The sequence below is a fragment of the Prevotella sp. genome, assembly GCF_051059605.1.
Lineage (GTDB): Bacteria > Bacteroidota > Bacteroidia > Bacteroidales > Bacteroidaceae > Prevotella.
Window position 1 is genome coordinate 711,380 of sequence record NZ_CP050883.1, and the last position, 13,589, is coordinate 724,968.

The 13,589-nt window shown below is 37.6% G+C and carries 13 protein-coding genes; 11 read left to right on the top strand and 2 right to left on the bottom strand.

Translation table 11 applies throughout. From position 1 onward, the window contains the following. The first annotated feature begins 92 nt into the window (after window positions 1–92). The 11 genes from HEQ28_RS02790 to pdxT all read left to right on the top strand — a co-directional run bounded on the left by HEQ28_RS02790 (window position 93) and on the right by pdxT (window position 11,825). On the top strand, window positions 93–2,258 hold the full coding sequence (locus HEQ28_RS02790; protein WP_434503662.1) for an elongation factor G: 2,166 nt from the start codon (window positions 93–95) through the stop codon (window positions 2,256–2,258). Window positions 2,259–2,421: 163 nt separating this feature from the next. Then, complete coding sequence (locus tag HEQ28_RS02795; protein ID WP_434503663.1) at window positions 2,422–3,987, top strand: sensor histidine kinase; 1,566 nt, start codon at window positions 2,422–2,424, stop codon at window positions 3,985–3,987. A 45-nt stretch (window positions 3,988–4,032) separates the two neighbouring features. After that, window positions 4,033–4,731, top strand: coding sequence for a response regulator transcription factor RprY (locus HEQ28_RS02800; protein ID WP_434503664.1), 699 nt, complete (start codon window positions 4,033–4,035; stop codon window positions 4,729–4,731). Window positions 4,732–4,973: 242 nt separating this feature from the next. After that, window positions 4,974–5,318: a 30S ribosomal protein S6 gene (gene rpsF, locus HEQ28_RS02805; RefSeq protein WP_434503665.1), complete on the top strand. Its 345-nt coding sequence runs from the start codon at window positions 4,974–4,976 to the stop codon at window positions 5,316–5,318. 2 nt (window positions 5,319–5,320) lie between these two features. Beyond that, window positions 5,321–5,593 (top strand): 30S ribosomal protein S18, encoded by a 273-nt coding sequence (gene rpsR / locus HEQ28_RS02810; protein ID WP_434503666.1) that lies wholly within the window; start codon window positions 5,321–5,323, stop codon window positions 5,591–5,593. 20 nt (window positions 5,594–5,613) lie between these two features. Continuing rightward, window positions 5,614–6,102: a 50S ribosomal protein L9 gene (gene rplI, locus HEQ28_RS02815; RefSeq protein ID WP_434503667.1), complete on the top strand. Its 489-nt coding sequence runs from the start codon at window positions 5,614–5,616 to the stop codon at window positions 6,100–6,102. Between the two features lie 202 nt (window positions 6,103–6,304). Beyond that, on the top strand, window positions 6,305–7,192 hold the full coding sequence (gene fabD / locus HEQ28_RS02820; protein WP_434503668.1) for an ACP S-malonyltransferase: 888 nt from the start codon (window positions 6,305–6,307) through the stop codon (window positions 7,190–7,192). After that, complete coding sequence (locus tag HEQ28_RS02825) at window positions 7,192–9,333, top strand: alpha-amylase family glycosyl hydrolase (RefSeq protein WP_434503669.1); 2,142 nt, start codon at window positions 7,192–7,194, stop codon at window positions 9,331–9,333. The genes fabD and HEQ28_RS02825 overlap by 1 nt, the downstream gene beginning before the upstream one ends. A 100-nt stretch (window positions 9,334–9,433) precedes the next feature. Continuing rightward, window positions 9,434–10,375 (top strand): bifunctional hydroxymethylpyrimidine kinase/phosphomethylpyrimidine kinase, encoded by a 942-nt coding sequence (locus tag HEQ28_RS02830; protein WP_434503670.1) that lies wholly within the window; start codon window positions 9,434–9,436, stop codon window positions 10,373–10,375. Window positions 10,376–10,380: 5 nt separating this feature from the next. Continuing rightward, window positions 10,381–11,256, top strand: coding sequence for a pyridoxal 5'-phosphate synthase lyase subunit PdxS (gene pdxS, locus HEQ28_RS02835; RefSeq protein WP_434503671.1), 876 nt, complete (start codon window positions 10,381–10,383; stop codon window positions 11,254–11,256). Then, complete coding sequence (gene pdxT, locus HEQ28_RS02840) at window positions 11,256–11,825, top strand: pyridoxal 5'-phosphate synthase glutaminase subunit PdxT (protein ID WP_434503672.1); 570 nt, start codon at window positions 11,256–11,258, stop codon at window positions 11,823–11,825. Before pdxS ends, pdxT begins: the two co-directional genes overlap by 1 nt. 52 nt (window positions 11,826–11,877) lie before the next feature. Here the strand turns inward: pdxT and HEQ28_RS02845 are convergent, their stop codons facing one another. Continuing rightward, complete coding sequence (locus HEQ28_RS02845; protein WP_434503673.1) at window positions 11,878–13,155, bottom strand: M64 family metallopeptidase; 1,278 nt, start codon at window positions 13,153–13,155, stop codon at window positions 11,878–11,880. Continuing rightward, complete coding sequence (locus HEQ28_RS02850; protein ID WP_434503674.1) at window positions 13,152–13,538, bottom strand: 2-amino-4-hydroxy-6-hydroxymethyldihydropteridine diphosphokinase; 387 nt, start codon at window positions 13,536–13,538, stop codon at window positions 13,152–13,154. The genes HEQ28_RS02845 and HEQ28_RS02850 overlap by 4 nt, the downstream gene beginning before the upstream one ends. Window positions 13,539–13,589 lie beyond the last annotated feature (51 nt).

The window sequence follows — 13,589 nt, forward strand, 5'->3', positions numbered from 1 at the left end:
TTATTGGATTATTTCATATCTTAGAGCCCAATAAAGGCATATTAAACCTTTATAAACCATGAAATATTACTAACACTTTAAATCTTTTTGATATGAGAGTTTATCAAACTAACGAGATTAAAAACATTGCATTGCTTGGCAGTGCGGGTTGCGGCAAGACAACTCTTGCCGAAAGTATGCTTTTTGAAGCCGGTGTTATAAAGCGTCGTGGAAGTGTAGAAAACAAAAACACCGTAAGCGATTATTTCCCGGTTGAGTTGGAATATGGCTACTCAGTATTCCCAACCGTTTTTCATGTTGAGTGGAACAATAAAAAACTTAATATAATAGATTGCCCAGGAAGTGATGACTTTGTGGGAGGCGCTATCACGTCGCTCAACGTTACTGACCAAGCGGTTATACTGATTAACGGGCAATATGGTCCGGAAGTCGGAACACAAAATAATTTCAGATATACTGAAAAACTACAGAAACCTGTTATTTTCTTGGTCAATCAGCTTGATAGTGACAAATGTGACTTTGATACTGTTATTTCAAGTATGAAGGAGATATATGGTTCAAAGTGCGTACAGATACAATATCCTATTACTACCGGACCAAACTTTAACGCTCTTATAGATGTGCTTCTGATGAAGAAGTATTCTTGGAAGCCAGAGGGTGGTGCACCTATAATAGAGGATATTCCTGCAGAGGAAATGGATAAAGCTATGGAACTCCACAAGGAATTAGTGGAGGCTGCTGCTGAGAATGACGAGACTTTAATGGAGAAATTCTTCGACTCAGATACTCTTTCAGAGGATGAGATGAGGGAAGGTATTCGTAAAGGACTTGTAACAAGAAACATATTCCCAGTATTCTGTGTATGCGCTGGTAAGGATATGGGCATACAAAGGCTAATGGAATTTCTTGGCAACGTGGTACCTTTCGTTAATGAAATGCCTAAACTGCATAACACAAGAGGTGAAGAGGTTTCGCCTGATACAAACGGACCTACAAGTTTGTATTTCTTCAAAACAGGAATGGAGCCTCATATAGGTGAGGTTAGCTATTTCAAGGTGATGAGCGGAAGCATCAAACCTGGAGAGGATCTTACAAATTCAGATAGAGGCAGCAAGGAGCGCATAGGACAGATATATGCCGGAGCTGGCGCTAACAGAATTGCCGTGGAACAACTCAATGCTGGAGACATAGGTTGTACTGTGAAATTGAAGGATGTAAAGACTGGAAATACCCTTAACGGTAAGGGATGTGACTGGAAATTTAATTTTATTAATTATCCTAACTCTAAATATAGTCGTGCCATAAAGACTCTAAACTCTCAGGATATAGAGAAGCTTATGGCTGCAATGCTGAAGATGCGTCAAGAAGATCCTACGTGGGTTGTGGAACAGAGTAAGGAACTGAGGCAGGTTATTGTTCATGGTCAAGGTGAATTCCATTTGAGAACTCTTAAATGGAGACTTGAAAATAATGAGAAACTGCAAGTTAAATTTTATGACCCAAAGATTCCATATAGAGAGACTATCACCAAAAAGGCTAAGGCTGAATACCGACATAAGAAACAGAGTGGTGGCGCAGGACAGTTTGGTGAGGTTCACTTGATTATAGAACCTTATGCAGACGGCATGCCAGATCCTACTACTTACAACTTTAATGGTCAGGAGTTCAAGATGAACATTAAAGGCAAGGAAGTTGTAAATCTAGAGTGGGGTGGAAAGCTGGTGTTTATTAACTCTGTTGTAGGCGGTGCTATCGACGCACGTTTTATGCCAGCCATATTAAAAGGTGTTCTGGATTGCATGGAGCATGGTCCGCTTACAGGTAGTTATGCCCGAGACGTGAGAGTTATTGTATATGATGGAAAGATGCATCCAGTAGACAGTAATGAATTATCGTTTATGCTTGCGGCACGCCATGCCTTCTCTGATGCATTCAAGAATGCTGGTCCAAAGATACTTGAACCAATCTATGACTTGGAAGTTTATGTTCCTGCTGATTTTCTGGGCGAAGTAATGAGCGACCTTCAGGGTAGACGTGCTATGATCGTTGGAATGGACTCTGAGGCTGGTTATCAGAAACTATTGGCTAAGGTTCCATTGAAGGAACTTAACAACTATAGTATCTCATTAAGTTCAATCACTGGTGGACGAGCTTCGTTTATAACAAAGTTTGCTAGTTATGAACTAGTTCCTAGTAACATTCAGGCTGAACTTATTTCAGCTCATGAGGCTGAGCTTGCCAATGAGAATGAAGATTAGTTTAATAATACTACTTATAATAAGAAGGTAGAGTATATTCTCTACCTTTTTGTAGTTTTATATATAAAACTATAAATGTGCTATATTGTTAATTATGATAAAAACGACCCAAAAGTTTAACATTCTAATGTTAACGATTTAAGATTTAGTATATCTTTGCGATATGAAGAAAAGGACGATATGGACGATAGCCATAATAATGGGGCTCTCATTTATGGGGCTGCTTTTCCTGCAATTGAGTTATATTCAGGAAATGGCAGATATGAAGAAAGAACAGTTTGACGAATCAGTCAATCGTTCGCTCTATCAAGCTTCACGCAATCTTGAACTTAACGAGACTCTTAGATTTCTAGAAAAGGATGTAAAAGAGACTGAACGCCGTTCTTTTAGTCAGGATTCTGTTGGTACACGTTCTGGCAAACCTAATGACGGAACTTTCCAACAAAGTCATCAATACTCGACGGTAGGAAAAGACGGAACAGTATATTCTTCATTTGAATTGAAGACAATAGCAACAAAGCCATCTTCAATGCCAAAAGCAATGATATTGAAGACTGATAAGAACTCAATATCTGAGGCATCAAGATCTCTACAGGAAATTGTTAAGAATAGATATGTATATCAAAAGGCTCTGTTGGATGAAGTTGTATATTCAATATTATATTCAGCTTCAGACAAACCTCTGAAGGAGCGTATCAATTTCAAGCTGCTTGATCAGGACTTGAAAGCGGAACTGATGAATAACGGAATAAATATTCCTTACCACTTTACAGTCTCAACACAAGATGGACGTGAGGTATATCGTTGTCCGGACTATAACGAAGACGGCGAGGAATATACATATTCACAGGTACTGTTCAGAAACGACCCACAGACAAAGATGGGAGTTGTGAAAATTCATTTCCCGGATATGAACAGTTATATATTCTCTAGTGTGAGATTTATGATTCCTAGTATCATATTTACATTGGTACTGCTAGTGACATTCATATTCACAATAGTAGTGATATTCCGTTCAAAGCGTTACAGCGAAATAAAGAATGACTTTATAAACAACATGACGCATGAACTAAAGACACCTATAGCAAGCATATCTCTTGCAGCGCAGATGCTTAACGACAAGAGCGTGACAAAGACCGAATCGCTGATGATGCATCTTAGTGGTGTGATAAACGACGAGAGTAAACGATTGAGATTTCTTGTTGAGAAGGTATTGCAGATGAGCATGTATGACAGGAAGAAGGCTGTGTTGAAGAAGCGCGATATAGATATCAATGAAATGGTGGAAAGTATCGGTAACTCTTTCTCTTTACGTGTAGAGCACACCGGAGGTAAGGTATATACAGAGATTGAAGCAATAGATTCTACTATATATGTAGACGAAATGCACTTCCAGAATGTTGTCTTTAATCTATTGGACAACGCTGTGAAATACCGTAAACCAGATCAACCTTTGAACGTTTACATCAGAACATGGAACGAAGGTAAGAGAGTTTGCCTCTCAATAAAAGACAATGGAATTGGAATAAAGAAAGACAACTTGAAGAAAGTATTCGATAAGTTCTTCAGAGTTCATACTGGCAACGTGCATGACGTGAAGGGATTTGGACTTGGTCTTTCATACGTGAAGAAAATGGTGGACTTGCATGAAGGTGAAATTCATGTAGACAGTGAATTTGGCGAAGGCACAGTTTTCACGATCAAATTACCATTTATGGATGAAAATTAATTTGTAGTTTATATAAATGAAGTATTAACATTAAAATATAAGATTATGGAAGAAAAACTGAAAATTCTTTTGTGTGAAGATGATGAGAATTTAGGAATGCTTTTGCGTGAGTACCTTCAGGCTAAAGGATTTACTGCTACACTTTGTCCTGACGGTGAAGTTGGCTATCGTGAATTCTTGAAAAACAAGTTTGATATCTGTGTTCTAGATGTCATGATGCCTAAGAAGGACGGATTTACACTTGCACAAGAAATTCGTCAGGCAAACGCTGAAATTCCAATTATATTCCTTACAGCCAAAACTCTTAAGGATGACATTCTTGAAGGCTTCAAGATTGGAGCTGATGATTATATCACAAAGCCATTCTCAATGGAAGAATTAGTATTCCGTATAGAGGCAATTCTGCGTCGTGTACGTGGTAAGAAGAATAAGGAAAGTACTCTTTATCATATTGGCAAGTTTACATTTGATACTCAAAAGCAATTATTGGTTATCGGTGATAAGCAGACAAAACTTACAACAAAGGAAAATGAGCTTTTGGCTCTTCTCTGCTCACACGCAAACGAAATACTACAGAGAGATTTCGCTCTGAAGACAATATGGATTGATGACAACTATTTCAATGCGCGTTCAATGGATGTGTATATTACAAAATTGCGTAAGCACCTAAAGGACGACGAACAGATAGAAATTATCAACATACATGGAAAAGGATATAAGTTGATTACTCCTGAAGAGGAATAAATCATAAATAATATCAACATATGCTCTGGCGCTTGTGGTTTGCGGTGTAACAAATTATACCAATAACGACAAGCGTCAGAACTTTTTGCTAATATTTGAGATAATATTGGCACAAAAGTGCTGATTTATTTGTTTATATCATAAAAAAACAGTACTTTTGCAGCGCATTTTGAGAAAAAGTCTTTAGAGGCTTAGAAGAAATGTGTTTTAAATAACAATTATTTTTTTAATTATTAATTAGTATGAATCAATACGAAACCGTTTTCATTTTGACTCCCGTTTTGTCTGATGAACAGATGAAGGAAGCGGTCGCTAAATTCAAGCAGATTCTTACCGACAACGGTGCAGAAATCTTGAATGAAGAGGCTTGGGGACTCAAAAAAATGGCTTATGCCATTCAAAAGAAATCAACAGGCTTCTACTGTCTAGTTGAGTTTAAGGCTGAGCCTACTGTTATCGAGACTCTCGAAACAGGCTATCGCCGTGATGAGAAAGTTATCCGTCACATGACAGTACGTCTTGACAAGTATGCAGCAATGTATGCTGAGAAGCGTAGAAATAAACTAGGTAAAAAAGAGGAGGCTTAATTATGGCAGATCAGAAAAATTCAGAAATCCGTTATTTGACAGCTCCTTCTATCGATACCCGTAAGAAGAAGTATTGTCGTTTTAAGAAGAGTGGTATCAAGTATATCGACTATAAGGATCCAGAGTTCTTGAGAAAATTCTTGAACGAGCAGGGTAAAATCCTTCCTCGTCGTCTTACTGGAACATCTTTGAAGTACCAGCGTCGTGTGGCTCAAGCTGTTAAGCGTGCTCGCCAGATAGCTTTGCTTCCATATGTAACCGATTTGATGAAATAATTTAAGGAGGAATAGACAATATGGAGATTATACTTAAAGAAGATATCATCGGTCTTGGATACAAGAACGATATTTTAAATGTAAAGAGTGGTTACGGTCGTAACTACCTTATTCCAACAGGTAAAGCCATTATAGCTTCTACTTCTGCAAAGAAAATGCTTGCAGAGGATTTGAAGCAGCAGGCACACAAGATTGCAGCTATCAAGGCTGAAGCAGTAAAGAAGAGCGAAGCATTGAATGATGTTGCTCTTGTTATTGCAGCTAAGGTTAGTGCAACTGGTGCTCTTTATGGTTCTGTAACTACTGCAACTGTAGCTGACGAACTTGCAAAGAAGGGTATTGAGGTTGATCGTAAGATTATCACAATGCACGACATCAAGAAAGTTGGTGAGTTTGAGGCAACTATTCACTTCCACAAGGAGGTTGAAGTCAAGGTTCCTGTAACTGTTGTTGATGAGAAAGCTGCTAAAGAGGCTCCTAAGACAGAGGAAGCTCCTGTTGCAGAATAATATATAGTAATATACTATTGCACTGTAAAGCAAATTTATATAAGTCCCGAAAGCTATATTGCTTTCGGGATTTTTTGTGTTTAATGCCAATTTACTTATTGCAGAGGCTGTTAAGGACCATTTTTTTATTATATAGTTCTTGCTTTGCATTTTTTTTTGTAATTTTGCAGAACATATATAATTATAATTAAACTAAGAAATAATGAAAGCATTTGTATTCCCTGGTCAGGGATCTCAGTTTGTAGGTATGGGCAAAGACCTATATGATAATAATTCTCTTGCAAAGGAACTTTTTGATAAGGCTGATGAAATTCTAGGCTTTAAAATTACCGATATTATGTTTGCGGGTACTGATGAAGACCTAAAGCAAACTAATGTTACACAGCCAGCTGTATTCTTGCACAGTGTAATCTCTGCTTTATGCATGGGCGAAGACTTTAAGCCGGAAATGGTTGCTGGTCACTCTTTAGGAGAATTTTCAGCTCTTGTTGCATCAGGTGCATTGAGTTTTGAAGATGGTTTGAAGCTTGTTGCAGCACGTGCCAATGCAATGCAGAAGGCATGCGAGGCAAATCCTGGAACTATGGCTGCTATTATTGGTCTATCAGACGAAAAGGTTGAAGAAATATGCAGCGAGGTAAGCACAGAAGGTAACATTGTTGTTGCAGCAAACTATAACTGCCCAGGTCAGCTTGTTATTTCTGGTAACACCGATGCAATAAATATCGCATGTGAGAAGTTGAAGGAAGCTGGTGCAAAGCGTGCTCTCCCTCTAAAGGTTGGTGGAGCTTTCCACTCACCACTTATGCAACCAGCGAAGGATGAACTTCAGGCTGCTATCGAAGCAACAACATTCAATGCACCTAAATGTCCTGTTTATCAGAATGTAGATGGCAAGTCTTACTCTGATTCAGAAGAAATAAAGCATAATCTTATTGCACAGTTGACAAGTTCTGTAAGATGGACTTCAAGTGTACAGGCTATGATTGCTGCCGGTGCTACTGATTTTACTGAGTGCGGTCCAGGTAAGGCTCTTCAGGGCATGATTGGACGCATCGATAAAACTGTTAGTGCGCATGGCATTGCATAATGAAGGATAAGATAACAATATATCAGGTACTTCCCAGACTTTTCGGCAATCGTAATAGAGTTCTAAAAGAATTCGGCACGATTGCCGAAAATGGTTGTGGGAAGTTTAATTATTTTGAAGAGTCTATATTAAAGCGAATACATAATATGGGATTTAACCATATTTGGTTTACAGGTGTTATTCGCCATGCTACACAGACTGATTATTCATCATACGGAATCCCTGTTCAGCATCCTGAAATCGTAAAAGGAAAGGCAGGTTCCCCTTATGCGATAACAGACTATTATGATGTGGATCCTGATTTAGCTCAGGATGTAGACAAAAGAATGTCTGAATGGGAGACTTTGATTAAGCGAACGCACAATGCGGACATGAAAGTAATAATGGACTTTGTCCCTAATCATGTTGCACGTGAGTATAAATCGATATGTAAGCCCTTAGGAACACGTGATCTTGGAGAAGATGACGATGTAACGATTAATTTCTCTACAAACAATAATTTCTATTATTGTGATGGTCAATTGGATTTGAGTGATATTTCTGTAGACACTAACTATGTTGAAAATCCTGCCAAAGCTACTGGAAATGATAAGTTTACATCTAAACCTTTTGTAAACGACTGGTATGAAACCATTAAACTGAACTATGGTATAAACTATTGTGATGCTGGAGGGCGCAGTTGCCATTTCAATCCAATTCCAAATACTTGGATTAAGATGACAGACATACTATTGTTCTGGGCTTCAAAAGGCGTTGACGGTTTCAGATGCGATATGGCTGAAATGGTTCCTACTGAATTTTGGAATTATTCAATAAATATAGTAAAGAAGAAATATCCTAAAGTTATTTTTATCGGTGAGGTTTATGATACAAATCTTTATCGCACATATATAGCTAATGGCTTTGACTACCTGTACGACAAGGTAGGAATGTATGACTGTTTAAAATCTATTGTCAGAGACGAACGTCCTGCTTCTGCTCTTACTTATGAGTGGCAATATACAGATGATATACACGATCATTTGCTTTATTTCCTTGAAAATCATGATGAGCAGAGAATTGCCAGTGATTATTATGCTGGTGACGGTTATAAGGCTATTCCTGCTGCAATAGTGAGCATACTGATGCGTAGTAATCCTTTTATGCTTTATAGCGGACAGGAATTTGGCGAGAAAGGTATGGATAAGGAAGGCTTCAGTGGAAAAGACGGAAGAACATCTATCTTTGATTACTGGGCACCAGATACATTGAGCCGTGGATATTCAGATCGCCGATTGATGACGGCAGCTGAAAAGCAATTGGCTATATCTTATAGGCATTTGCTGCTTATTGCGAATGGTGAGGATGCTGTACGCGAAGGAGATTTCTTTGATTTGATGTATGTTAATCCAAACAGACCTACATTCAACACACGACGTGAGTTTGCGTTTCTGCGCAGCAAGGGTGATACAGTAATTCTTGTTGTAGCAAACTTCTCTTCTCAGGAAATGCTCACGGATGTTGTAATTCCTTCACATGCTTTTGATTTTTGCAAAATCCCCGAAAGAAAATTTATGCTGTTTGACTTGTATTCAGACGAAAGTATATTGGCAGATTTCAAGCGTGATGGAGCGATATCTATAAAAGTTCCTGCCTATGGTGGCAGAGTATATAAATTCAGTACGAAGATGAATAATAATGATTATATATTCAATGAGCACAACAAGGATGAATTTCCTCCGGCTCATACTGCTGAACATCTGCTTAACCAGTTGATGATTCGCATGTTTGGATGTGAAAGAAGCAGAAATGCCCACATTGAACGCAAAAAGAGCAAGATCAGTTATGTTCTGGATCATAAACCTTCACGTCAGGAAGAACATGAGATAGAACGTAATATGAATAAGCTGATTGATGAAGACATTGATATCAGATATGAATATGTAGACAGATATAATATTCCTGATGATGTTAAGATAGACAGATTACCGAAAGATGCATCAGAAATGATTCGTATTGCGAGAATTGGTGATTATGATGCATGCCCTTGTATAGGAAAGCATGTAAGGTCAACATCGCAGATAGGAAAGTTTGAACTTTTGGGCACTAATTGGGATGAGATGACTCATACATTTAGAATTCGCTTTAAAGTTGTGCAGTAAAGAAGTTTATACAAAATGATGTTTTCTTTGTCAAAAAGGGAACATCATTTTTTTATGTCATAATTTTTAGTTTACTTTGCAAATGTAATCATATAATAATATGGAGAAATATACCATTTTGACCATTACAGGTAGTGACAGCACTGGAGGTTCCGGTGTTCAGGCTGATATTAAAACCATATCTGCTCTGGGTGGTTATGCGCTTTCGGCTATCACTTCCATAACGGTTCAGAATACTTTGGGTATCCAGCAATTTTATGATGTTCCTGGAACAATAGTTTCTGGGCAGATAGAAGCTATTATTAATGATATCAAATTAGATGTAATCAAAGTTGGTATGATAAGGAATAACAGCACGTTGCAAGCTGTTGTTGAAGCAATCGTTAAATATGGACCAAAGTATGTAGTATACGACCCGATAGTTTATTCCAGTCTTGGTGAAAAATTGATGACCACTGAAGTAATAGAAAGTATTCGTCAGAAACTTTTGCCTTTATGTTCGCTTATCATCATACGTCAAAAAGACTTCAATGTTGTTATAGGTGACAATAAAGAAGCTAATGTGTATTTTTTAGATGATAATGGTATGCATGGTATGGCAAATACATTCTCAAGTGCAGTTTCACTGTATTTAAGTAAAGGTTTTTCTATTGAGGATTCTATCTCTAAAGCAAAAAATTACGTTAATCAGCAACAGGTTATTACAAGTGATTTGAAGGGTAGGAGCAGTGAACTTTATAATGATTTTCTGGATTACATAGAACAATATTATACATCAAACAGTGATGTCGCATTTTATGCTGATTGCCTGAATGTAAGCAGTAGATATCTTGCGCAGGTCTGTAAAAAGATAGCAGATAAATCACCAAAGACTATTATTGATGATTTTCTTATTGATAAGATTTGTGCCAAGTTAAAGACTTCTACAGATACTATACAGCAAGTAGCTTATGAATTTGGATTCTTGAGTCAGGCACATTTTGCAAAGTTCTTCCGCAAGTTGAAGGGAGAATCACCTAGCGATTATAGAAAAAATATATAAAGATTATGAATGAAAAGAGACAAGAATTAAACCGCAATTTGGCACAGATGCTAAAGGGTGGTGTTATCATGGATGTTACAACTCCTGAACAGGCAAAGATTGCTGAGGCAGCTGGTGCATGTGCTGTGATGGCACTTGAAAGAATACCTGCTGATATCAGAGCAGCTGGTGGCGTGTCAAGAATGAGTGATCCAATGATGGTTAAGGGTATTCAGGAAGCAGTTTCTATCCCTGTAATGGCAAAGTGCAGAATAGGACATGTTGCTGAAGCTCAGATTCTTCAAGCAATAGAAATTGATTATATTGATGAGAGTGAAGTCCTATCACCTGCAGATAATATATATCATATAGATAAGACTAAGTTTGAGGTGCCATTTGTTTGTGGAGCAAAAAACTTGGGTGAAGCTCTTAGACGTATTTCTGAAGGTGCCACAATGATAAGAACTAAAGGTGAACCAGGAACTGGTGATGTAGTTCAGGCTGTGACACACATGCGTCAGATTCAGAAAGAAATGCGTAATCTCACAGCTACTAGCGAAGATGAACTGTTTGAGGCTGCAAAGCAATTACAGGTACCTTACGAACTAGTTAAGTTTGTTCATGATAACGGCAAACTGCCTGTTGTGAATTTTGCTGCTGGTGGTGTTGCAACTCCTGCTGATGCTGCGTTAATGATGCAGCTTGGTGCAGAAGGAGTATTTGTAGGAAGTGGAATCTTTAAGAGTGGCAACCCTGAAAAGCGTGCTGAGGCAATCGTAAAGGCTGTAACCAACTACAATGATCCAAAGATGTTGGCTGAATTAAGCTGTGACTTAGGTGAAGCAATGGTTGGTATAAATGAGCAGGAAATAGAACTCCTGATGGCAGAACGCGGTAAATAATGAGAATAGGTGTTCTTGCATTACAAGGAGCTTTTATAGAGCATGAACGCATCTTGAACAAAATAGGTGTAGATAGCTTTGAAATCCGTAATATAAAGGATTGGTCACGTGAAAAGGACGGACTGATTATTCCCGGAGGCGAAAGCACTACACAGTTTAAGTTGCTTAATGAACTAGAGCTTCTTGAGCCGATAAAGAATGATATAGCGAACGGACTACCAGTATTTGGAACATGTGCCGGTCTTATATTATTAGCTAAGACGGTTGAAAATGAAAGCTTTGACAGGATTTCGACAATGGATATTAATGTCTGCAGAAATGCGTATGGTCGACAGCTTGGAAGTTTTTATACTGAAGATACGTTTGCTGGCAATAAGGTTCCGATGACTTTTATTCGTGCACCATATATAAAAGGTGTAGGGAAAGATGTAGAAGTGTTGTCGAATGTTGGTAATCACATTGTTGCTGCCAGAGAGAAAAACCAATTGGTTACGTCTTTTCATCCAGAACTAAATGAATCGACATTTGTTCATGAGTATTTCATAAACATGGTCGCTAATAAGAAATAACATAAAAAAGTCTGCCGTAAAAGATATTACGGCAGACTTTTTTGTTTTATATTTATTTTCCTGTATAGAAATTAATAATATTGCTAATAGCTCGGCGACAAACAGGGCAGAATTCTGGATATTCGTTTGTTCTCATTCTACAGTCGAACATGGGACGATACACGCCTTTAACTGCATATCCACCACCTTCAAATACTCCTACCTGCTTTTTAGTCTTTTCGTTTATAGGTGTAGGAATCATTGTTTTATGTGAAATCATATCTTCCCATTTACCATGAAAATTAGCTAGGGTAGTGAGGTTAGGTTCCCACGGTTCTACATCCTTAGGATACATAGGAATAAGCTCAAAATCATATCCGTATTCATCACCAAGTCCTGCAAAGCTATGTCCGAATTCATGTACTACAACTGGTTTGGTACGTGGATTATGAGCGGTAGTAAGATTATATGAATTAAGAACGCCGCCACCACCATAACGTGAAGAGTTAACTAGTACTATAATGTGCTCATAAGGAATTCCTGCGAGCCAATCATGCAGGTCTTCAAGATTTAGTGTAGTCAGATACCTTTCACTGTAAAATGTATCAAAATGACTACTAAGTGCAGTCTTCTTCCATATTCCTTTACCAGGTTCACTAGTACCGCTTTCTATAGAAGGAGATTCTACCGCAACGATACTGAATTTTGACTTCAGACTTTTAAATGGTTCGTAATAGAACAATGATTCAACAGCTTTATTCACATCATCTACAAATGTATTCATTTCGCTATCCTTGTAACCTTCAGCTACATAAGCGATGTGAATACAGTTTGACGTATCTTCAGGTTGTAGTATATTTATATATTTTGTGCGCTCCTTGAATCCTATTTTTCGTATCAATATATCTGTAGGAACTACCTGATGCGTGAAGGTTGACATTATTTCGCGTCTATTGTTTCTTAAATCAACAGTTATGTCAACAGTATCTTTCGGCATCGGCACGATAAATACATTTTGAAAACTCTTACTTGTCGTCTTTGCTTCATCGTAAGAAAGCCATTCCTGAAATAAAGTTGAGAAAGAGTTTTTGTATATCGTTTTATGTGATTTATGATCACGTACGGTAATCTGTCCGTTACCTTCAACAGGAATTTCAGAAAGTTTATTTCGTTTTCCGTACCAGCGTGGAGAACAGTTTAGCTTGTCAATGCTTATGTGCTGTTGTTTTGCGTCTCCAGAGAACATGTAGTCTATACGCAATGTACTGTCATTGAAGTATTCATCAAATTTCTGCGAATAAGAATGAATACAAAAAGCAAATGCAAAAAGCAATAATATGTTTTTTTTCATTTTATATTAATGTTAAGTTCTTTAAGTAACTGTATTATATATGGTCTTTTCCAATCATCATTGTGCATGATAGTGTCACCATACTTCAATATGTCGACATCCATAATAACTTTACCGCATTTGCGCTTTTCAATAGTGTTGCCGCATAAATCTTCAATATCCTTAAGAGAGGATAACACCGTATTTAGATCAAATGATGTTTCGGCAATGGCGATACAGTTTATGAATTTTTCAGACTTTATATTAATAGGATCAGTCCATATTTCAGATGAAAATTCAGTCGTCTCAAAAGCAGACGAAAGCTGTTGTTTTGCCTTTGCAATATTTATCTGTGGCTCAAAGTTAGACCCAAAAGCGATTATTAATTTTGTTTTGTCAAACATAAAGCAAAATTACTAATAATTATTAAAGCAGCCGTTTTTTTTTGTATTTTT